Here is a 21,098-nt window from a genome sequence, read left to right as displayed (position 1 = left end):
CGGCTTTTTTGTGAATAATAGTTAGCGAGAAAAGAGCTGTAAGCTCTCAGGTTAGAAGAACATCGCGGTTGGTTCGATACCGTTAAACAGTTTTTAATATTGAACCTAAAAAAGGTATTAAGTTATTATCAAAGCTATATTTAATATGTGCGAGTAAGCTAGTGTGAATACCGAAAATGAAATGAAGGCAAAACTAGAGATAGAACATATTGCTGAACTGCAAAAATATAAAGATGAATTTGAAACGTTAGGAAAAAATGATTGGGGCTTGAAAGATCTCATATCAATTTTTTTACCGTTTGTTTTGTTATCAATTGCTAATAGCTTCTATGATATTGAAACTGAATTATTTCAAATAATATGTTTTATTTTTCTTGCTTCAGCTATGGTGCAGGGAATGATTAGGGAGCAAACCAAAAAAACAAATCGCAGAATTGATTTGCTTCTTAAAATTATTAAACATGAGCAAAAGGGTGGCTGAAATTAGCTTTATATTAGGGCGCAGCGCTCTTTGTCTAAGCAAAAACGTGCTTGAGAATTAAATAATCGATATTGCAAAGTCTATGTTTTTGTTGGTAGGATATTTTTCGTTGGGTTTCGCTTTGCTCAACCCAACCTACTTATTGGTGTTGGGGGCTTACTTTTTAGGGAGTAGGGTTATTTTGCCAAATACGTCGGCATCTATAAAACCACGATTTCTGTCGCCATTTACCGGCTGTACTTCGTGTGAGCCCATAAAATGCTCGCGCACCTCACTGCCATCGTTATCGCAATACGCTAACATAAAGCCGATTACTTGCTTTTCGATAAGTGTAAGTGGGGTGTTTTTAGCACCTTCTTTATAATCATTAGGGTAGATCTTTATCGCTACTTCCCAGGTGATGTTAAAAGGCGCGGTGGTATTGCGCTTCCAGTTACTAACTAGGTGGTCGGTATACAAATGGGCTTTTTTATCAGGTCCGTAATCGGCAGCTTGGTTATCAAGGCCAATATGGTACGCCAATGCGGTGTGATTAAATTGATGATTACCGCCCGATGCATCGCTATCAATAAATACTTCAAGCGCATCGTCATCCCAATATTTATAGGTTGGATCTGCGTGTGTATCTATTAGAACATCATCCACAATATCGGCTTGTAGGTATAAATAGTTTTGATCCCACAATAAACGATAACGCCCTTTAAAGTCGGCATCGTTTGATGGCAGTGTGCCATCCATTAGATAAGGCATGTCGTGCCAAGCGGCTTTATCCCATACGCTTTCTGATACGCCATCAATAGTAATTGGAGTTGGTGTATGTTCAACATCAATAGCCATTGATGGCGTGCTTAATAAAAAGCTTAAGGCGAGTGCTAATTTCTTCATTAATCTCTCAATTTTATTGTCGATTCGTCTTAATGTAATAACAATCTTAAAACAGCTAAGTAAATAGTTACAGTGAAATACTTTCGCCTTCGTTTAAAATATACAGCGGTACTTTTGAATCCATTTTATTGTACATATGCAATAAGCGCAGCAGGGCTGAATGACTGCTGTGGTCGCCCATTTTCCAACTTGAGTTACCGTATCCCCACGGTATCATTACTTTGCAGTTAAGCTCTTGTGCTGCGTTGAGCGCGTCTTCTGGTGTGGTGTGAACGTAACGATAAAATTTACCACTTTCTTTACTGTAGTAAGAAGCGATTGGGATTAAGCATACATCTATATCGCCATATTTTTGCTGTATGTCTTTAAAATGTTTTGAGTAGCCTGTATCGCCTGCAAAAAATAAGGTGCTACCGTTTTGTTCAAGCAGCCAGCCATTCCATAAGTCTTTATTGTTATCTTCGTAAATAAAGGGCACTAATACGCGAGCGCTAAAATGATGAGCTGGCACGGCGTTAATAACTAAGTCGTCAATGTTGGTTGTTGAGTACCACGGCATTTCGCTAATGTTAAAACCGCCGGTAGGGAAGTTGTCGGCCATCCCGAGTGGTGTTAAATAGCGAGGTTTATTGTCAATGCTTTGTATGTCGGCTTTATTAAAATGATCGTAATGAATATGCGAATACATTACCGCATCAATATTTTCGAGTTCTTGCTCACTAGGCCAAGCGCCTGCTTTACGATAAATGCCACCGCCGAGTTTAAAGCCAAGTGCCACTGGAGAATCAAACTGATTTTTTACCGGATCAAACAGCACACTTTGACCATTTGGAGTGTTAATAACAAAACTAGCGTGACCAAGCCAGCGTACGGTATAGCCAGTGCTAAGTTGTGGTTTAGTTTGCTGGCCTTGGTACTGGCAGTTTTCGCTGCCGGTTTTGCATAGTAAGTCTGGGTGAGCTGGGTAGCAGTTTTCAGTACAGGTAGTGGGATATGTTTTTTCACCTGTGTATAAATTTTTATAACGACCGTTCTTATCATTAATAACAACAACTGAGTCAGAGCTGGTAATACGATTAATATTATTAGGTGCACCGCAGGCCGTTAATATACATAAGAGTATTGCTGCGATTAAAAAGCGTTTCATTGTAAATCCCTTTTAGTATTCCCTTTAACATAAAAAAGCCTGCAGCTAAGCAGGCTTTTTAAAGTAACAAATGATTAGCCAGCGCTGTTCATTTGTTCAATAAATTTATTTGAATCGGCAATCGATTTGTTCATGTCGTTCATCAACAATTGAATATCGCGCTTAAGGTTAGTGAATTCACCTTTAATAGCCGATACCGCTTGTGCATTTAAGTTATGCTTTAAGTATAAAACGTTATCATGAAGCGAGGTTAATACTGGCTCCATTTTACTCTCTGCGCTGCGCATTGAGCGTAATAGCTGATCAAATTGACGCTTAGTCGCGGTTAGCTTTTTGCTGCTTTCACGCTTAAGTGACGCGCTTTTGTATTGCTCTAACTCATCGCTCCACTCATCAAATAGCGCTTCTGCCACGTCTTCTACTTTATTGATGTTAGTTGACACTTCGTTAGCGGCATTTAAGCTCGACTCGTAATCGTCATTTAACTGATTATAAGTGTCTTGTAGTTCGCCACCATTAAAATCGATTAGAGTCGTTAAGCGCTCTAGTGCCGATTTAAATTCTTCTTGTGACTCTTGTTGCGAGTCTTTGGTTTCTTCTACGCGGTCAATAAGAATATCGCGTTTGTGAACACCCACTTTTTCCATCGCAGAATAATAAGCAGATTGGCAGCCAGTTAAAGTAAGTGTTACTACAAGCATTGAAACACTGAGTAATGTTTGTTTTTTCATTTGAATTCCTGTTTACGAGCGTTAGTGCTGTAAATTATGGCGCTGATTGTTATTATAATCAAAACTATATAAGCACAAGTCAATTGTATGAATGATAAGCTCTCACATTACAAACAGCAAGTTAAGTCCTTTATACGCCAGCAGCCTGGTTGGTGGATGCAGTATTTTAATCGTTGTATAGACGATCAGATAACGGTTAATGCAGGTTACCTTGCTTACGTAACCCTTCTTTCTTTAGTGCCATTAATTGCGGTGGGTGTTGCTATATTTTCAGCTTTTCCGGGCTTTGAATCTACTCGCATGGAAATTGAGAGCTTTTTGTTTACCAACTTTGTCCCTACCTCTACCGATGTTATTAGAGAGCATATTAGCTCCTTTGCCGGTAACGCTAATCAAATGACGGCGGTAGGTATTGGCTTTTTAGCTGCAATAGCCTTGCTGTTAATACGTAATGTAGATGCCACACTAAATCGAATTTGGCGAATTAAGAAAAAACGCCCAATGATGATCTCATTTGCTGTGTACTGGATGGTTTTGAGCTTAGGGCCTGTATTACTCGGAGCGAGTATTGGTGTTACCTCTTATATTGTATCTTTGGTATCGTTTGCTGATCAGGGTATTCCTGGGTTTAGCGGGTTTTTGTTAAAGTTATTGCCGTATGGGATTTCGATGGTGGGCTTTATTATGCTCTACACCTTAGTGCCTAATACGCGTGTATCGTTCAGAGCGGCAATACCTGGCGCTTTTTTTGCAGCACTTTTATTTGAGCTGACTAAAAAAGGGTTTGCACTTTATATTAGCCATTTTCCTTCGTACGAAGTTATTTACGGCGCAGTAGCAACCATTCCTATTTTGTTTGTATGGGTGTATTTATCGTGGGTCGTTGTTTTGCTTGGCGCTGAATTTACTGCGTGTATTAGCCCAAATGATATTCCAGAAACACCAGAACTTGAACTAGAAGATGATGAACCAGCAGTAAAGGACACAGTTTAAATGCAAGGTTTAATACAACGCGTAAAGCATGCCAAAGTAGAAATTAACAACCAAGTAGTAGGTGAAATTAGCCAAGGTATATTGTTGTTGCTGGGCGTTGAAAAACACGACGATACGCAAACGGCCGATAAGCTTTTACACAAGGTAAGTAATTATCGTATTTTTACTGACGAAAACGACAAAATGAACTTAAGCCTTAAAGATATTAAAGGTGAGTTACTGGTGGTTTCGCAATTTACGCTAGCGGCTGATACTAAAAAGGGTATGCGCCCTAGCTTTTCATCTGCGGCAACGCCAAGCCAAGCTAATGAGCTTTACGAGTACTTTGTTGCTCAAGCTAAAGAGTTGGGGCTTACAATAGCCACCGGTGAGTTTGGTGCCGATATGCAAGTAAGCTTGTGTAACGATGGGCCCGTTACGTTTAACTTATCTGTTTAAGTTTTTGGTTACCACGACAATATGATTTACATAGCCCGTAATTTTTTGCGGGCTAACATTACAACCAAATACATCGAGTAATAGCTGCTGAAGTTGCTTTAATTGCGACTCATGCTGCGATAAAAAGTTAATAAATAGCACACCGTTGTTATTTAAAGCCGAGTAAATTTTTTTATAAAATGCCTCTTCAAATAAAAATCGAGGTGCATCTATCTGGCTAAACAAATCTAAAATAATCCAATCAATATTTTGCGCACTTTTTAAAATCTGTTGCGCATCGGCGCAAAGCAGTTGCTCATTTTTATTTGACGAAAAAAATTGGGTATAGCAATCAATAATATCGGCGTTTTTTTCAACCGATGTTATTTGTGCTTTAGGGTATTTGTATTGTAAATAATTACGAATTGCTCCGCCGCCGAGGCCTAGTTCTAACACTTTTTGTGGCGGCTTAAGAGCCTGCCAATGCTTACCTAGGCATAATAAATGTGGAAAAAGTAATAAATCCGGGTTATTTAAATCAATAACAGATTGAAGAGTGTCGTTAATCAGTAACCAGCGTAACGGCTCGTGCTCACGTACTTGAATGTGATCGCCACTGCATTTATGCCAATAGATTAACTGACCAATGCTGTGGCTATTTTCAATAAATTGATCGCCCAGCAAACCCGTCAGTGAATTTATATAATTGATTTTTTCCATCATATTCTCAGCATAAACTAGCAACGTTAAAGCGCAATGGCCTTTGCCATTATTTTTTACGTTATTTTACAGCCATCACCAAAGTCGTATTTGCAGTTTTTTTAAGATGGAGTATGGTATTTGCCATAAATAATACCAACGGACTTAATTATTTAAGCTTTTTAGTTTGGTAGATAATCAATACTATTAGTATAGCGCCGTAGCCTTTTTTGACTTTTATTTACGGCTTATATAACAACAGGAGTATGTATGTTTCAGGTAAGCACCCCACAAAGTAGCGAAGATTGGCAAGCGTATTACCAATTGCGTTGGCAAGTATTACGCGCGCCTTGGGGCGAGCCTCGTGGCTCTGAACAAGACGATATGGAACAAGACTCTGAGCACCGCTTTATAAAAAATAAAGAAGGCGAAGTGCTAGGTGTAGCACGTTTGCACTTTAACAATCATGAGCAAGCACAAGTGCGCTATATGGCGGTTGCAGAGGGTAATCGTAACCAGCATATTGGTAGTCGCTTACTGCACGAGCTTGAAAAAATTGCATGGGTTCAAAACGCAGGCGAGCTTGTATTGTTTGCACGCGAACGAGCGCTTGAGTTTTATAAACGCCACGGTTACGAATTAAAAGAAAAAGCGCACTTAGCGTATGGCGATGTTCAACACTTTAAAATGGTAAAGCAAAAACCGTCTGAGCCAGGTTGGTTTCGTCACCCTAATTGGACGCAAGTACTACAAAATACGTGGCGTGAGTCTATTCCAATTAGTGACGCGATGGGTATTAAGGTAGAAAGCTATACCGATTGGCAATTTACAACCAGCGCCGACCTAGACGCTAACTTAAACCTACATAACACAATGTTTGCAGGTTCTATTTATAGCTTGGCCACGCTAACAGGTTGGGGCGCTACGTACTTGGCACTTAAAGAAGCTGGGCTTGAAGGTAATATTGTATTAGCCGATGCTAACATTAAGTACTTAAAACCGCTTACTACCGACCCACGTGGTTGTGTTGATATACAAACCTGTAAGGGCAAGTTAAGCGATTTAGAAACCGACGGTAAAGCAAGTTACGTAGTGCCAGTAACTATTTACGATGGTGATAACGTGGTTGCAGAATTTGAAGGGCAGTTTGTAGTAAAAAAATAACTGTTTAGCTGTTTAAAACACAAAAAAGCCAAGCAATGCTTGGCTTTTTTTGCGTAAAATTTAGGGAAGTATTACAGCAAATCGGTTAATAATATACCGACACCAATACGTTCTACATCCGCATTGTAATCAATTAAGCTTTCGCCATAACCGTTAAAGTATTGTGCATAACCACGAACGCGACCCCATAAAGGAAACGACCAGTCGAGTTGAATTGCACCGCGATTATCTGAATTTAAATTGTTACGCGTCATAAAGCTAAATTCATGGTCATGAAAACGATACGCGCCGCTAAATTCAAAGTAACCCATGTATTTGTATATGTCTGGGTTGTCGTCGCCATTGGCTTCTAAAATATCTTCTTTTTCGTCCTCAGCTATTCGGTACCAAGGTTTAAAGCTAAAAACAAAGCCCCTATTTTCCCAAATAAAGTCTGCGTAAATACGGTTCCACGAACGCGAGTTTGGTTGGCTTCGACCGTTTGATTGGTGCGAAATACCTAATGCGATTGCCATTTCGTCGCCCCATAATACGTTTTCTGGGTCGAGGTAATTTATCCAAAATATCTCTGGTTCGTAGTTTGTTTCACGAAATGGAGACGAAATTTCTGAGTTATAAATCTGCCAATATGATTGCAGTGTAAAGCCAAAAAATATGGCTTGGTCTTTATCCGAAAAATCATCGTAAAGAGGCACTTTGATTGAAAGCTGGTATTTTGCTTCTAGGTTGTCTAGTGGCTCACCATCGTTATCATCTGTTAATTCGTCAAAACCATCAAAAGGGCGATCGTTTGGGTGTGATACATACGACAGAGGTAAAATATAGTTACGCTTATGTGGCGTAATTACGTTTCTATTTTTTTTACCTACTTCTTCACGGGCTTGGCGTTTATCAAGCGCGGTAAGTTGTTTATTTTCTTCAAGAGCTGAACACTTTTTACGAAGGTCGTCTAATGTCTGTTTACCATCTCCGCCAATTACCTCATTTAAAATACACTGTTTTACAAGCTCGATGTCGTTGTCTTGCTCGTTTGTAGCAACTTCTTCTTCTTGTGCGAAGGTAGCGGTACTAATTAAAGCAGAAAGAGTTATCCAGTGGCGCCAGCTCATTGTAATTCCTTGTGAGTTTGGGTTGTTGTATGCGTTAATTTAATTATAACGTCTTTTTACATATGTAACGGTGAACTTTTACTGAATTTGTATTCATAACAAGGTCCATACGTATACAAAGTAAATATAGATCAAAAGAAAAGCGGCCTAAGCCGCTTTTCTAATGCAAATTAACTACTTTAGTTAATTTATACCAATTTTGTTAAAAACATGATCATTCTAGCGTATTAAATAACTCACTAACTACGTTAAAAATTATTTATATAGAACAACTATGTACCATAATTTTAGCCTTGTTATTAAGCTATTTCCTTATCGCTATAATAGATCACTAATTTAATGCAATTGGTATTACTCTCACGCAATGAGAAGGGTGAGCTAAAGCTCAAATATGTTAGTAAAAAACTTATAAAGCTCGGTACCTTGATTAACACTCGCTGAGGCAAAGTGCAAAATAGCAATTGCATCGCAATCAAGAGTAAGTGTTTGCAATGGTTGCTCACTTAAGTAGCGCTCCATGCGTAAAATATTGGCAATAGGCTCACCAGCTTTAATGTGCCCGCCAAGTGGGGCTAAGTATTCAACCATGCCGCCAATAGGGGCGTAATAAGCAAAGTAGTCATCTAAATTACATGCATAACGAGTCATATTGGCTGGCGTATGCGGTGCGTTTTGTAATACGCCTTTGTGATTTAAGTAACTTAAAATGCTGTTTGCATCGTTTAATGCTTCTTTTAAGTCTATTTTTTCTTGGCTGCCTAGCTCTACAGTAAATGCTTCTACAGCTATTGATAATTCGCGACCTTGTCCGCTAAGCGCATCACTTAAATGCCACCATGGGCAAAAGTTAGCTTCATCCATAGCGCCGTCAAAATCACTAGGAATAAGCAATACATGTTCAATATTAAAGTAACGTGCGCTGTCGGTTGCATAGGTTGGGCAGTACAGATGCTTGCTTGAAATAGGGCCTGTGTGTAAATCGAGTACTATATCAGCCTGATGAGCGAGCTTTTGTAAGTTAAGCGCAATGCGTTTACCCGTGTTGAGTAAATAAGCAGGGCCGTTAAGTTTGCTATCTACTTCGTCAATAAGTGCCTGTTTGAAGTTACTTTTTAATGTAGCGTCGTCATACTGAGTATGATTTTGTGCAAACTGTGCCACTAAATTTTTATTGTAGTGATACATGCGATTCCAATTAGTGCCCGTAATCGGATCGAACCTGCCAAGGGTAAACTCGCCAGATTTTTGATTACAACCAATCGGATTGGCATAAGGTACAAGGGTAATATCGCCACTAAGGTTTAAGTTTTTTAACTGCTCAAGCAGCTGAAAAATAACTGCGTTACCTTGCACTTCAGCGCCATGCATATTGGCCTGAATGTAAACACTTGGCCCTGTGCCATCGCCTTTTAAACGATACACAGGAATTGTAAGTGGTAAGCCGTTTGCAACTTCCCCTACTACAATGTTCTCTTGGCTAATGTGTGTTGTATTACTCATACTTGTTACCTTAAATAATGGCTGGCATTTTCGGCTTGGCGAACACAGGTAAGTGTACCGTTTTGCAATGTGTACTCAGCAGCTAGCTCATGGCATAAAAAATACGGCATACTTTCGGTAAAGCCGTAAGCACCGCATTGGCTAAACACTAGCCAGTCGTGCTCATTTAAATCGCTTGGTAAGTTATGTTCACCCAAGCAATCAAGCGCTGTACAAAGTGGGCCATATAAAGTGACCGCTTGAGTTTTAGCATTGGATTCACGCAGTAATGCAGCAGGAAAGTCCTGGCTGGTAACAGCAGGGCGTAATAAGTGATTTATACCGCCGCTTAAAATTACTTGTTCTTGATTGTAGTTTTGTTTGCGCTCTACTACTGGGTTTGCGTAATGACCGCATTCGCCAACGGCATAGCGACCAAGTTCCATCCATAGCTCTTCTACACCCGCATCATTTTTAATTTTAGCGAGCGCAGCAATCAAGTCATCCCAATCAAGTGTTGCTTCGTTTTGTGTATAAGGAATACCTAAACCGCCACCTAAATCTAAAATTTTAAGGCTAATATTTAAATCGCTGGCAAGTTGGCTAAGAGGTGCAATCATTTGTGACCACAAGTCGCTTAGTTTTTGCGTGCTAAGCATGTTGCCCCACTGAAAGATATGCAGGCCGTCAAATTTAAGCGCAGGGTAGTCAGCTACATTGAGTGCTTGCCATTCATTACAACCCAAACCAAACGGCGTAAGGCTGTCGCCGCCCAGTGGGTTTTTTTCACCTTCAGGCCAACGTAATTGTACACGCAGTAATACTTGTAACTGCGTGTTTTGTAGTTGCGCTTGTTGGTTTAACCAACGTACTTGATTGAGGCTTTCTGCTACGAATATACGCACGCCGCGCTCAATAAAGTGTTTTATTTGTTTAGGGCTTTTTGCAGGCCCTGTGTTGAGCACGCGCTGCGAGCTAATACCTTGTGCTAGTACTTGCTCAAGCTCACCTTTACTTGCTACGTCAAAATTAAAGCCAGCACTGTCTAAGCTTTGAATAATTTTAGACAGTGGGTTTGCTTTTACCGCGTACCACAGTTTTACATCGGTTTGCGCAACTAAACGCGCAAGATGCGTGTTTAGTTGATCTAGGTCGTAAACAAAAAAAGGTGTATCAAGTTGTTGTGTAATCGTATTTACAGCGGTTTTGATAGGCGTGCTCAAAAAGCTCATTATCGTAAAACCTCTTCAAGCAATAACGATGCATCGCTTTTCTCGTCGCGGTATTTAACTATTAACGCACACGACATGCTTAGGCCTTGCTCGCGCGCCCATTCGTTTGACGCAGGGCGAGAGCCCGGTATTACAATCGCGTACTCTGGGATTGGCTCGCCTTTATCAAGTTGGCGCTCGTTTACGCAGTCGTATACTGGAATAGTTGCTGATAAACGCACGCCAGGGGCAAGTACTGCGCCTTTTTTAATGACTACGCCTTCAACAATAATACAGCCTGCACCAATAAATGCGTCATCTTCAACCACTACTGGGCTTGCACCAATTGGCTCAAGTACACCACCAAGCTGAACTGCAGCACTTAAATGTACGTTTTTACCTACTTGTGCACAAGAACCCACCAATGCGTGGCTATCTACCATTGTGCCTTCGTCGATATATGCGCCAATGTTTACATACGCTGGTGGCATAATAATCGTGCCTTTAGCAACATAAGCACCACGGCGAACACTTGAGCCACCTGGTACCATACGGACGCCATCATCAGTACTAAATTCTTGCGGAGCTAGGTTATGTTTATCAACAAAGCCGCCTGCAAATTCAGTATTAGTGCCATTTTTAAAGGCTTCTAAAATGCCTTGCTTTACTTCTACGTTAGCTTGCCATTGGCCGCTTTCGTTTTGTGATGCAGCGCGTACTGCGCCCGATTCTAAATTATTTAATAGTTCTAACCAGCTCATTATAAAAACCTGTATTTAATGCCAAGATAAAATGGTGTTGTTTGCAGTTGTAATGCAATCGGTTTGAGTTAACTCAAGATGTGTTAAAGGTGGACGAAGTTGCGGGCTGCTTAAGCGGCCTTGCAAATGCATCAGTACCTTTACGGGAATAGGGTTTGCGACAGCAAATAGGCTATTAATAGCGCTTGACCACTGGGCAAATAAATTAGGGTGTTGACCACTTAAACTGCGCTTAACAAACTCGTGAGTTTGTTCAGGCCATGCGTTTGCAGCTACCGACACCAAACCTTTTGCGCCAGCTTGAGCAAAATAAGGCATTAGCGCATCGTCGCCACTAAAAATAGCTAAATTAGGCGCCGCTTGGCGGTAAGCTTCAAACTGAGCAATACTGCCGCTCGCTTCTTTTAACGCCCATAAATTTTTATTGTTTTGTAAGTTTTGAATTGTTGCCGCTGGGATGCTAACAGCGCTTCGACCGGGTACGTTATAAAGCATACATGGATGAGCGCTTGCATTTAGTAGGCTTTCAAACCAATGAGTTTGACCTATAGCGCCAGGCTTTGCATAAAGCGGTGAGCCAAGTAAAAAGCTATGAATTGGGAGTGTATTACAGTAGTTAACCCACTCAATTTGTTGCTTTAAGTTACTACCGCCCACAGCTACCATGAGTGGTACTGTTGGTTTTAGCTGGCATACGTGCTCAACAATGGCTTGTTGCTCTTTTAGCGTTAGTGCTAAACCTTCGCCCGTACTGCCAAGTAGCAAAATACCGTTATGTGCCGCTTCTTGATCGCTAACCAACTTAGTTAACGTGTTGTAGTCAACATCGCCGTGTTGATCAAATGGCGTTACGAGCGCGGTCCACAGTGAGTAGTCGTTTAAATTGAAGTTGTTGATCATCTCTCACGAACTTATAATTTGTACCAATTTTATTAAAAACGTGATCATTTTAGCGATAACTAATTTAATGCAATTGGTATTATTCGAAGAGTTAAAAAGCTTTATGGAAGGAGCCGCATTAACGTCGTTCGAACTAATAATTCGAAGAGCGAATGGGCTTAAAATAATAGGGCGCACGGCCTTAATATTTAAGACCAGAAGCTCTCCACCAAACTAACAAGCTGCTTTTTATAAGCAGCTATTGGTGACAGTCGCTAGGGTTCAACCTAGTCGCCCGAAATAAACACCTCGCAAAAGTGGTTACTTCTCGGCGTTAATTCCCCTCACGTATGCTTGCTGGAGTTTGCGCTCCTAACATACGCTACCTGAATAACGCACCTCTTCTAGCCCTTTGCACCTGTTTGTAGAGTAAAACTTACAAACCTGTGCAATTTAAATAGGGTAATTACGGCGATTAAAGCATTTTAGCCGTCTAGGTGTCAAGCGACTAAATACAGATTAATTCATCGAAAAGAGGGGTGGTTACGTATTAGGTGCTTTTCTCGTACACTAGCAATATAAGTAGTGAGGTATTTAATTAGTATGGAAAAATTTAGCGATATTTATAAGCGAGCGGTAGAGCGAAAAGGCTCTGAAAAAATGCTTAAGTTATTACTTGCAAAACCGCTATCTAAAAAACAACTAAGCACGTTAAGTGACGACGATTGGCTTGAAGAATTTACTCGAAAAGTATTTCAAAGCGGCTTTTATTGGTCAGTCATAAATAATAAGTGGCCGGGCTTTAGAGAGGTTTTTTGGGATTTTAGCGTTGATAAGTTATTAATGATGCCACCCGATATGCTGGAGCAAAAAGCAACGGATGAGCGCATTGTTCGTAACTATAAAAAAGTAAAAACAATTACCGAAAATGCTTACATGATCCACGAAATAGCAGGGGAACATGGCAGTTTTAGCCAGTTTATCGCTAATTGGCCGACAGACGATATTATTGGTTTGTGGGCATATTTAAAAAAGCATGGTTCGCGTTTAGGCGGAAATACAGGGCCTTATGCGCTGCGAGCACTTGGTAAAGATACATTTTTACTATCACGCGATGTAGAGAATTATTTGCGTGCCCATAAAATTATAGACGGCGGCTTACAAACTAAAAAGTCACTAAATGCAGCCCAAGCTTTTTTTAACGAAATGCAAGAGCAAAGTGGCTTAAGTATGCAAGAGTTAAGCTTAATTGTTGCTTATGGCGTAGGTGACAACCGTGTTGGTATAAGTCAGCAACAATAGGAATTACAATGAAATTAGTGCCAAGATACACAGATGTTGCAGAAAACTTCGCGATAGAAGATTTCCCTGCAAGTGTCGCCTCTCCTCAGTTATTGCTGTGGAACGAGAGTTTAGCAAAACAATTTAATATTAACGTTGCGGCTGATTTGCGTGCCAGCACTTTTAGCGGTAACGAAAAACAGGCGATTCCTGCAGTAGCACTTGGTTACTCTGGGCACCAATTTGGACATTTTTCACCACGCTTAGGCGATGGACGAGCGCACTTACTGGGCGCTATTAGTGATGATGAAAACCAGTTATGGGATATTCAATTAAAAGGCTCTGGTGCTACTCCTTACTCAAGAGGTGGGGATGGACGTTGTGCTCTTGGTCCTGCTATTCGTGAATACGTTATGAGCGAAGCAATGCATGCACTGGGAGTTAAAACCACACGCTGCTTAGCGGTTGTTGGTAGTGGTGAAACGGTTTATCGTAATCCGCCACAAGCAGGGGCTATCGTTACGCGTGTAGCAACGAGTCATATTCGTGTTGGCTCGTTTCAATATTTAGCGACGCAAGGCGATGTTGAAGGGCTTAAAAATTTAGCCGATTTAGCTATAGAGCGACACTACCCAGAAATAACCGATACAGGTTCGCAGCGATACTTAGCATTTTTAGGCGCTGTGATTAAAAACCAAGTTAAGCTAGTTGTGAGCTGGATGCGTGTTGGCTTTATTCACGGAGTAATGAATACAGATAATACGCTAGTTAGCGGAGAGACTATTGATTACGGCCCGTGTGCCATGATGAATAGCTTTGATTTTGATACCGTATTTAGCTCTATAGACAAACAAGGCCGCTATGCATTCGGTAATCAACCTAATATAGCTAACTGGAACTGCGCACGCTTAGCTGAGAGTTTAATACCGCTTATTAGCGATGATGACGAGCAAGCAGTTTTATTAATGACGCCATTTATTAATAGTTTTGCTGAGCAGTTTAATGCTGAGTTTACGGCTATGTGGGCACAAAAACTGGGTTTAACTGAATCTAGCGATAGTAGTGGCGAGTTAATAGCAGAGTTGTTAACGCTATTAAAAGATAATCAGCTCGACTACACCAATACCTTTGATGCGCTTACTGAATCCTTAAAAGGAGAAAAAAGCGTACCTGAGTCGCTAATTGAATGGAGAGCTAAGTGGGTAAGTTTAACTGACGATAATAGTTATGAAGTAATGAGAGCGGCAAATCCTCGTGTAATACCGCGTAATCATGTGATCGAAGAAATAATTGCACAATATAACGCTACAGGATCCAGCGAGTTGCTACAGCGCTTTATAAAAATAGCCAGCAATCCATATTCTAACAGTGAAGAGTTATCAGAATTTTGCTCTCCACCGACGAATGATAATGACTACCAGACTTTTTGTGGTACTTAATACTTAACTTTAAATATAACCGCATGATTAAAAAGAGTCATTTTTTAATCAAACATGCGCATATACCTAGGGGAATGCTAATTCTGGTGGTATTATGCGCACAATTAAAACCAAGCAATATTTCTTTGCATTTATAAGTGCATTTAATTTAATTGCTCTTACATTCCTTGCTAAGTACTAATTTACAATAAACTACTATATTTATTTTTCAATAAAGTTTTAATTTCGCCTATAGTAAGTGGATGTGTGTTGCGACAAGGCATAGAAAAAAGTTATAAACTTTATTTTTCGTTAAGTATTGATTAACAAAGGCTCAGTTAGTCTATATAAAACTGATTGAGCTAGTATCGATTAGCTACAATTTAAAATTGTTCAAATGGGAAGAAAACAATGAAATTAAAATCACTTACAATTGCAATCGCGTTGGCTGCAACTAGCGCATCTACATTCGCTGCTGATAAAGAAGAAGGTTTCTACATTGGCGCATTTGGCGACTACTATGACGCATCTTGGAAAAACATGCGTGACCAAGCTGGTCTTGACGTAAACGAATCAACTGGCTGGGGTGTTGAAGCTGGTTACCGTTTCAGTGATTACTGGAGCGCACGTCTTGAATATGCAGACATGGATTTTAATGCTTTTGATAAAGTTGCTGGCAACCGTAACAATATTGATGGCGAGCGTTACGGTATTGATGCTCTTTACCATTTAGACGGCGGTCCTTTCTATGGTCTTTTCGGTATTAAAGAAATTGACGTAGTTGATGACAACACATTCTTAAATGCAGGTGTTGGTTACCAACATTTCATTACAGATGGCTTATTTGTAAATGCTGAAACAGCTGTATACCAAGGTCTTGACCGTGGTTACACAGATGTTGGTGCTAAAATTGGTATTAACTACTTATTTGGCCAAAACTCTGCTCCTGTAGAGCCAGTAAAACCAGCTCCAGAGCCTGTTGCTGCAGCTCCGTTAGACAGTGATAACGATGGTGTTATTGACGCTAACGACGAGTGTGCTAACACACCAATAGTAGATGCTGTTGATGCTAAGGGTTGTACTGTATACGAAGATAAAGAAGTAACTGTAAAGTTATTAGTAACTTTCCCTCATGACGTTGCTAATGTACCAAATGAATTTTTTGGTGATATTAAGCAAGTTGCTGATTTCATGAAAGAGAATAGTGAAGTAACAGTGGTATTAGAGGGTCATGCTTCCGCTCCTGGTGATGCAACTTATAATCAATCGCTTTCTGAAAAGCGTGCTAAAGATGTAGCTTCTGAATTAATGAAAGATGGTATTGAGAAGTCACGTATTTCTACTGTGGGTTATGGTGAAACGCGCCTTAAAAACTCAGCAAACACACGTGCTGCAAACGCAGAAAATCGTCGTGTTGAAGCGCAATTAACTACAGTAGAGAAGGTAAAAGTTAAGCGTTAATAGTTATTTATCTGTAAAAACCCAGCCAAGTGCTGGGTTTTTTTATGCCTGTAATAAATTAATATTAGTTAATGGTAATGATTCTTACTTAATAAGTATTCATGAAAATAGTTTTTACCACAACCACTATTCATAGTATTTATAATCGGTATAATCAGTTGCGCAACTGGATGGATTTTCATCTATCCATAAAAGCTTTATAATTACGCGTTAGAATACTATAAGTATTGGGTAACTTATTTGCGCCCAAAGCGCTACCGGATACTTTCACGTCACCAAGAGGGCAATATTGTGCTACAAGAATATCGTAAACACGTAGAAGAACGTGCCGCGTTAGGTATCGTACCAGCGCCATTAGATGCTCAGCAAACTGCTGATCTTATTGAATTAATAAAAAACCCACCTGCAGGTGAAGAAGAATTCATTTTAGATTTGTTCATTCAGCGTATACCAGCTGGTGTTGATGATGCTGCCTATATTAAAGCGGGATTTTTAGCAGCTGTAGCTAAAGGTGAAGCTAATTCTCCACTTGTTTCTAAAGAAAAAGCGGCAGAATTATTAGGTACAATGCTGGGCGGTTACAATATCGCGCCAATGATTGACCTACTTGATGACGAAACACTTGCACCAATCGTAGTTAAAGGCCTTTCAAATACATTACTTATGTTTGATGCGTTCTACGATGTTGAAGAAAAAGCAAAAGCGGGTAATACATTCGCTAAGCAAATTATTGAGTCTTGGGCAAATGCAGAATGGTTTACTAATAAGCCAGCTGTTGCTGAAAAGATCTCAGTTACTGTATTTAAAGTAACTGGCGAGACTAATACTGATGACTTATCACCAGCACCAGATGCATGGTCTCGTCCAGATATCCCACTTCATGCTTTAGCAATGCTAAAAATTGAACGTGATGGAATTACACCAGACAAGCCAGGCGAAGTAGGTCCAATCTCTCAGCTTGAAGAATTAAAAACTAAAGGCTTACCACTTGCATATGTAGGTGATGTTGTTGGTACTGGTTCTTCTCGTAAGTCTGCAACTAACTCTGTACTTTGGTTCATGGGCGATGATATCCCATTCGTACCAAACAAGCGTGTTGGCGGTGTATGTCTAGGTAATAAAATTGCTCCAATCTTCTTCAATACAATGGAAGATTCAGGCGCATTACCAATCGAATTAAATGTTGATGAGCTTAACATGGGTGAGCAAATCGATATTTACCCGTACGAAGGTGTTGTTAAGAGCCACGGTACTGACAAAGTAATCTCAACTTTTGAACTTAAATCTGATGTAATTTTAGATGAAGTTCGTGCTGGTGGTCGTATACCACTTATCATTGGTCGTGGTTTAACTGATAAAGCACGTACATCACTTGGCCTAGGTCCAACTGATGTATTTAAAGTACCAACAGTGACAGAAGTGTCTGAAAAAGGCTTCACACTAGCGCAAAAAATGGTTGGTAAAGCGTGTAACGTTCCAGGTATTCGCCCAGGCCAATACTGTGAACCTAAAATGACAACTGTTGGCTCGCAAGATACAACAGGTCCTATGACACGTGACGAACTTAAAGACTTAGCATGTTTAGGTTTTTCTGCAGATTTAACAATGCAGTCTTTCTGTCATACGTCGGCTTACCCTAAACCAATCGATGTAAACACTCACCATACGCTTCCTGATTTCATCATGAACCGTGGCGGAGTGTCACTTCGCCCAGGTGATGGTGTAATTCACTCATGGTTAAACCGTATGTTATTACCAGATACTGTAGGTACTGGTGGTGATTCACATACACGTTTCCCATTAGGTATTTCATTCCCAGCAGGTTCGGGTGCAGTAGCATTCGCAGCAGCTACAGGTGTTATGCCTCTTGATATGCCTGAGTCAATTTTGGTTCGCTTTAAAGGTGAAATGCAACCAGGTATCACTTTACGTGACCTTGTACATGCAATCCCTTACTTCGGTATTAAAGAAGGTTTATTAACAGTTGAGAAAAAAGGTAAAATTAACGAATTCTCTGGTCGTGTACTAGAAATTGAAGGCGTTGAACACCTAACTGTTGAGCAAGCGTTTGAACTATCAGATGCATCTGCAGAGCGTTCTGCAGCAGGTTGTGCGGTTAAACTTTCTAAAGAGTCTATCGCAGAATACCTAGAATCAAACATTGTTATGCTTAAATGGATGATCTCTGAAGGTTACGGCGATGTACGTACTATTGAGCGTCGTATTACTGCAATGCAAGATTGGTTAGCTAACCCAGAACTAATGGAAGCTGACGCTGATGCAGAGTACAAACATGTACTTGAAATCGATTTAGCAGATATTAAAGAGCCAATCCTTTGTGCTCCAAATGACCCAGATGATGCACGTTTATTATCTGATGTTACTGGCGAGAAAATCGACGAAGTATTCATCGGTTCTTGTATGACTAACATCGGTCACTTCCGCGCAGCAGGTAAGTTACTAGATGGCTTTAAAGGTCGTATCCCAACTCAGCTTTGGGTTGCCCCGCCAACTAAGATGGATAAAGATCAGCTTACAGACGAAGGTTACTACGGTATCTTTGGTCGTGTAGGTGCACGTATCGAAACTCCAGGTTGTTCACTATGTATGGGTAACCAAGCACGTGTTGCAGACAAAGCAACGGTTGTGTCTACCTCTACACGTAACTTCCCTAACCGTTTAGGTAATGGCGCGAACGTATTCTTAGCTTCAGCAGAACTTGCTGCAGTAGCGGCTATTTTAGGTAAACTACCTACTCCAGCTGAGTACCAAGAATACGCAGCGAAGATTAATGCAACGGCTGCAGATACTTACCGTTACTTAAACTTCCACCGTATGCCTGCTTACACTAAAAAAGCAGACAACGTGATTATTCAACAAGCTGTATAACTTTTAGAGTTTGTTTAAAAACCCGCTTCGGCGGGTTTTTTATTGGCTAAAACAAATATTAGATAGTTCATGCTTCTTTTTTTATATTATTGTATTAACTCTAGTCTTAAATTGCTTTTAAAGTAATTAATCGCGCAAAAATTCCTATCAAAATGCATTAAAATCCTTATCAATATTCTCATTATTTTAGGCGAGATTTTATGACAGCATTAAACAACCAGAATTTATTGCAACTACGTTTTGTTAACCAAGCAAATATTGATTTGGTTAAACCTTCTTTTGATAACCTTCCTGCAAACCTTTATGCAGATGGTGCCTTTCGTAAACGTCGTTATTCAGTAGTAAAAATGCAAAATGGTGAAATAAAACTACAGCAAGCCAAAGCATTTGTTCAAGATGATTCAATTAATACTTTTCAAGGCAATGTAGAGCGTACTTACGAAAATTTAGAGCAAAGTTTACTTGAGTCAGAGGGCATGAAAAGCATTGTAAATGAGTTTCGCCAACTTACCGGTATTGATGAGCAGCGTGATATTGAAATTCATCAGTTCCGTATGCTTGCCATCGATAGCGATACACCTGCAGCGCCAGAAGGCGTGCATCAAGATGGTTTTGACCATGTATGTATATGCGGTGTTTCTCACGAGAACTTAGAAGGTGGCGAACTGCTTGTATACGAAAACAAGCAAGCTGAGCCTTGTTTTAAAATGGAAATAAAAGACGGCATGTTTGCATTAATAAACGACCGTCAAGTGTGGCATAACGCAACACCTATGAACAAAATTGATGCTAGCAAACCAGGTTACCTGGATTGTTTTGTATTAACGTCTTAAGGAAGTTAGGCATGAACATAACGCAATTACGTGAGCAGTTTCCAGCATTAATGCAGAACGTTGATGGTAAATCGCCAATATTTTTAGACGGACCAGGTGGCTCGCAGGTACCAACATCGGTGCTTACTGCGATGACAGCTTATTTAGGTCATTATAATTCGAACTTAGGTGGCGCGTTTTTTTCAAGTGATAAAACGGTTGAGTTGATGGCGAATGCGCGCCAAGCCGCCGCTGACTTACTTAATGCACCTAGCTCACAACAAATTGTGTTTGGTCCAAACATGACCAGCCTTACGTTTAGTTTTAGCCGTGCAATTTCACGCGACTGGCAGGCTGGCGATGAAATAGTTGTAACCAATGCCGATCACTTCTCGAATGTATCGTCGTGGCAACAAGCTGCAGAAGATAAAGACGTTAAAGTTAATACGGCTTTAATTAACGAAGCTGATTGCAGCTTAGATATGGCGCAATTTGAAAGCTTATTAAACAGCAACACTAAGCTTGTAGCGGTCACTTACGCTTCAAATACCACAGGTTCAATTAATAATATTAAACGTATTGTTGAGCTTGCTCACGCTGTAGGTGCACTTGTTTATGTTGATGCCGTACATTATGCACCGCACGAACTTGTTGACGTGCAAGCACTTGATTGCGACTTCTTAGCGTGCTCTGCGTATAAGTTTTTTGGTCCGCATTTAGGTATGGTTTACGGTAAAAAAGAACATTTAGACGGGTTTACGCCTTACAAGGTTGAGCCAGCTAAAGACGTAGCACCAGGTCGCTGGGAAACCGGCACGCAAAGCTTTGAAGCAATGGCTGGTTTTATCGCAGCTGTTGATTACATTGCGGCGATTAGCGAACTTGACGATAGCCATTCACGCCGCGAAAAGTTAAGCGTTGCTTTTGCTAAAACTAAGCAGCACGAAATGGCGCTTAGCGAACACTTTTTAACGCGCTTAGTTAATTATCCACGTATTAAGTTATTTGGTATTGATGATTTTGATCGCCTTAATGAGCGTACACCTACTTTTGCTTTAATTTTTGAAGGGCTTGAGCCACGCGCCGTTTCAGAATTTCTAGGTAAGCAGCATATTTGTGTGTGGGATGGTAATTTTTACGCGCAAGGGTTGTGCAAGCAATTAGATGTGCTTGATAAAGGCGGCGTAGTGCGCATTGGTTGTATGCACTACAACACCATTGAAGAGCTAGATCAGTTGTTTAATTTATTTGATGAACTGCTCGGTTAAATAATACTGATTT

At 40.3% G+C, this 21,098-nt stretch carries 19 protein-coding genes and 1 riboswitch; of the genes, 10 read left to right on the top strand and 9 right to left on the bottom strand.

From position 1 onward, the window contains the following. Window positions 1-163 precede the first annotated feature (163 nt). Window positions 164-481, top strand: coding sequence for a hypothetical protein (locus H5161_RS12215; RefSeq protein ID WP_182716056.1), 318 nt, complete (start codon window positions 164-166; stop codon window positions 479-481). A gap of 156 nt (window positions 482-637) precedes the next feature. On the opposite strand, the gene H5161_RS12210 is transcribed toward H5161_RS12215, so the two are convergent. The 3 genes from H5161_RS12210 to H5161_RS12200 all read right to left on the bottom strand — a co-directional run bounded on the left by H5161_RS12210 (window position 638) and on the right by H5161_RS12200 (window position 3,244). Further along, a complete protein-coding gene (locus H5161_RS12210; RefSeq protein ID WP_182769409.1) occupies window positions 638-1,366 on the bottom strand; it encodes a CBM9 family sugar-binding protein in 729 nt (242 codons plus the stop codon). Between the two features lie 67 nt (window positions 1,367-1,433). Then, window positions 1,434-2,513, bottom strand: a complete 1,080-nt coding sequence (locus tag H5161_RS12205; protein ID WP_182769408.1) for an MBL fold metallo-hydrolase — start codon at window positions 2,511-2,513, stop codon at window positions 1,434-1,436. Between the two features lie 74 nt (window positions 2,514-2,587). Then, window positions 2,588-3,244 (bottom strand): DUF2959 domain-containing protein, encoded by a 657-nt coding sequence (locus tag H5161_RS12200; protein ID WP_002961128.1) that lies wholly within the window; start codon window positions 3,242-3,244, stop codon window positions 2,588-2,590. 87 nt (window positions 3,245-3,331) lie between these two features. On the opposite strand from H5161_RS12200, the gene H5161_RS12195 reads away from it, so the two are divergent. Beyond that, the gene (locus H5161_RS12195) at window positions 3,332-4,237 is read left to right on the top strand and encodes a virulence factor BrkB family protein (protein WP_002961130.1); all 906 of its coding nucleotides are present in this window, start codon (window positions 3,332-3,334) and stop codon (window positions 4,235-4,237) included. After that, entirely contained in the window at window positions 4,238-4,675 is a 438-nt protein-coding gene (dtd, locus tag H5161_RS12190) for a D-aminoacyl-tRNA deacylase (RefSeq protein WP_024597209.1), read from the top strand. On the opposite strand, the gene H5161_RS12185 is transcribed toward dtd, so the two are convergent. Continuing rightward, complete coding sequence (locus H5161_RS12185) at window positions 4,664-5,377, bottom strand: spermidine synthase (protein WP_024597210.1); 714 nt, start codon at window positions 5,375-5,377, stop codon at window positions 4,664-4,666. The two genes, dtd and H5161_RS12185, sit on opposite strands and share 12 nt — an antisense overlap. A 246-nt stretch (window positions 5,378-5,623) precedes the next feature. Between H5161_RS12185 and H5161_RS12180 the strand changes: the two genes are divergently transcribed. Continuing rightward, window positions 5,624-6,517, top strand: coding sequence for a bifunctional GNAT family N-acetyltransferase/hotdog fold thioesterase (locus H5161_RS12180; RefSeq protein ID WP_002961136.1), 894 nt, complete (start codon window positions 5,624-5,626; stop codon window positions 6,515-6,517). Between the two features lie 71 nt (window positions 6,518-6,588). On the opposite strand, the gene H5161_RS12175 is transcribed toward H5161_RS12180, so the two are convergent. The 5 genes from H5161_RS12175 to dapA all read right to left on the bottom strand — a co-directional run bounded on the left by H5161_RS12175 (window position 6,589) and on the right by dapA (window position 11,977). Then, a complete protein-coding gene (locus H5161_RS12175) occupies window positions 6,589-7,626 on the bottom strand; it encodes a phospholipase A (RefSeq protein ID WP_182769407.1) in 1,038 nt (345 codons plus the stop codon). Window positions 7,627-8,004: 378 nt separating this feature from the next. After that, window positions 8,005-9,126 (bottom strand): succinylglutamate desuccinylase/aspartoacylase family protein, encoded by a 1,122-nt coding sequence (locus tag H5161_RS12170; RefSeq protein ID WP_182769406.1) that lies wholly within the window; start codon window positions 9,124-9,126, stop codon window positions 8,005-8,007. 5 nt (window positions 9,127-9,131) lie between these two features. Next, a complete protein-coding gene (locus H5161_RS12165; RefSeq protein ID WP_182752906.1) occupies window positions 9,132-10,337 on the bottom strand; it encodes a PLP-dependent decarboxylase in 1,206 nt (401 codons plus the stop codon). Beyond that, window positions 10,337-11,077 (bottom strand): 2,3,4,5-tetrahydropyridine-2,6-dicarboxylate N-succinyltransferase, encoded by a 741-nt coding sequence (locus H5161_RS12160; protein ID WP_002958799.1) that lies wholly within the window; start codon window positions 11,075-11,077, stop codon window positions 10,337-10,339. The genes H5161_RS12165 and H5161_RS12160 overlap by 1 nt, the downstream gene beginning before the upstream one ends. 15 nt (window positions 11,078-11,092) lie before the next feature. After that, window positions 11,093-11,977, bottom strand: coding sequence for a 4-hydroxy-tetrahydrodipicolinate synthase (gene dapA / locus H5161_RS12155; protein ID WP_002958800.1), 885 nt, complete (start codon window positions 11,975-11,977; stop codon window positions 11,093-11,095). 190 nt (window positions 11,978-12,167) lie between these two features. Further along, window positions 12,168-12,368, bottom strand: a riboswitch (Lysine riboswitch). Between the two features lie 191 nt (window positions 12,369-12,559). On the opposite strand from dapA, the gene H5161_RS12150 reads away from it, so the two are divergent. The 6 genes from H5161_RS12150 (at window position 12,560) to H5161_RS12125 (ending at window position 21,085) form a co-directional block, all read left to right on the top strand. Continuing rightward, window positions 12,560-13,258, top strand: coding sequence for a DNA-3-methyladenine glycosylase I (locus H5161_RS12150; protein ID WP_182712468.1), 699 nt, complete (start codon window positions 12,560-12,562; stop codon window positions 13,256-13,258). Between the two features lie 8 nt (window positions 13,259-13,266). Further along, a complete protein-coding gene (locus H5161_RS12145; protein ID WP_182695893.1) occupies window positions 13,267-14,676 on the top strand; it encodes a YdiU family protein in 1,410 nt (469 codons plus the stop codon). A 390-nt stretch (window positions 14,677-15,066) separates the two neighbouring features. After that, a complete protein-coding gene (locus H5161_RS12140) occupies window positions 15,067-16,116 on the top strand; it encodes an OmpA family protein (protein ID WP_182769405.1) in 1,050 nt (349 codons plus the stop codon). A 291-nt stretch (window positions 16,117-16,407) separates the two neighbouring features. Then, window positions 16,408-19,005, top strand: a complete 2,598-nt coding sequence (gene acnB / locus H5161_RS12135) for a bifunctional aconitate hydratase 2/2-methylisocitrate dehydratase (protein WP_039488618.1) — start codon at window positions 16,408-16,410, stop codon at window positions 19,003-19,005. A 200-nt stretch (window positions 19,006-19,205) separates the two neighbouring features. Next, complete coding sequence (locus H5161_RS12130; RefSeq protein WP_002958808.1) at window positions 19,206-19,838, top strand: 2OG-Fe dioxygenase family protein; 633 nt, start codon at window positions 19,206-19,208, stop codon at window positions 19,836-19,838. 11 nt (window positions 19,839-19,849) lie between these two features. Then, complete coding sequence (locus H5161_RS12125; protein ID WP_154903747.1) at window positions 19,850-21,085, top strand: cysteine desulfurase-like protein; 1,236 nt, start codon at window positions 19,850-19,852, stop codon at window positions 21,083-21,085. Window positions 21,086-21,098 lie beyond the last annotated feature (13 nt).

The organism is Pseudoalteromonas sp. SG43-5 (assembly GCF_014164345.1).
GTDB classification, from domain to species: Bacteria; Pseudomonadota; Gammaproteobacteria; order Enterobacterales; family Alteromonadaceae; genus Pseudoalteromonas; species Pseudoalteromonas distincta.
The sequence above is the reverse complement of the archived record's forward strand: the minus strand, read 5'-3'. Positions and strand labels throughout refer to the sequence as shown.

What these genes read in the sequence shown, in the direction of transcription:
- H5161_RS12210 (WP_182769409.1), bottom strand. Translation starts at nt 1,366, where the DNA reads ATGAAGAAATTAGCACTCGCCTTAAGCTTTTTATTAAGCACGCCATCA.
- H5161_RS12205 (WP_182769408.1), bottom strand. Translation starts at nt 2,513, where the DNA reads ATGAAACGCTTTTTAATCGCAGCAATACTCTTATGTATATTAACGGCC.
- H5161_RS12200 (WP_002961128.1), bottom strand. Translation starts at nt 3,244, where the DNA reads ATGAAAAAACAAACATTACTCAGTGTTTCAATGCTTGTAGTAACACTT.
- H5161_RS12195 (WP_002961130.1), top strand. Translation starts at nt 3,332, where the DNA reads ATGAATGATAAGCTCTCACATTACAAACAGCAAGTTAAGTCCTTTATA.
- dtd (WP_024597209.1), top strand. Translation starts at nt 4,238, where the DNA reads ATGCAAGGTTTAATACAACGCGTAAAGCATGCCAAAGTAGAAATTAAC.
- H5161_RS12185 (WP_024597210.1), bottom strand. Translation starts at nt 5,377, where the DNA reads ATGATGGAAAAAATCAATTATATAAATTCACTGACGGGTTTGCTGGGC.
- H5161_RS12180 (WP_002961136.1), top strand. Translation starts at nt 5,624, where the DNA reads ATGTTTCAGGTAAGCACCCCACAAAGTAGCGAAGATTGGCAAGCGTAT.
- H5161_RS12175 (WP_182769407.1), bottom strand. Translation starts at nt 7,626, where the DNA reads ATGAGCTGGCGCCACTGGATAACTCTTTCTGCTTTAATTAGTACCGCT.
- H5161_RS12170 (WP_182769406.1), bottom strand. Translation starts at nt 9,126, where the DNA reads ATGAGTAATACAACACACATTAGCCAAGAGAACATTGTAGTAGGGGAA.
- H5161_RS12165 (WP_182752906.1), bottom strand. Translation starts at nt 10,337, where the DNA reads ATGAGCTTTTTGAGCACGCCTATCAAAACCGCTGTAAATACGATTACA.
- H5161_RS12160 (WP_002958799.1), bottom strand. Translation starts at nt 11,077, where the DNA reads ATGAGCTGGTTAGAACTATTAAATAATTTAGAATCGGGCGCAGTACGC.
- dapA (WP_002958800.1), bottom strand. Translation starts at nt 11,977, where the DNA reads ATGATCAACAACTTCAATTTAAACGACTACTCACTGTGGACCGCGCTC.
- H5161_RS12150 (WP_182712468.1), top strand. Translation starts at nt 12,560, where the DNA reads ATGGAAAAATTTAGCGATATTTATAAGCGAGCGGTAGAGCGAAAAGGC.
- H5161_RS12145 (WP_182695893.1), top strand. Translation starts at nt 13,267, where the DNA reads ATGAAATTAGTGCCAAGATACACAGATGTTGCAGAAAACTTCGCGATA.
- H5161_RS12140 (WP_182769405.1), top strand. Translation starts at nt 15,067, where the DNA reads ATGAAATTAAAATCACTTACAATTGCAATCGCGTTGGCTGCAACTAGC.
- H5161_RS12130 (WP_002958808.1), top strand. Translation starts at nt 19,206, where the DNA reads ATGACAGCATTAAACAACCAGAATTTATTGCAACTACGTTTTGTTAAC.
- H5161_RS12125 (WP_154903747.1), top strand. Translation starts at nt 19,850, where the DNA reads ATGAACATAACGCAATTACGTGAGCAGTTTCCAGCATTAATGCAGAAC.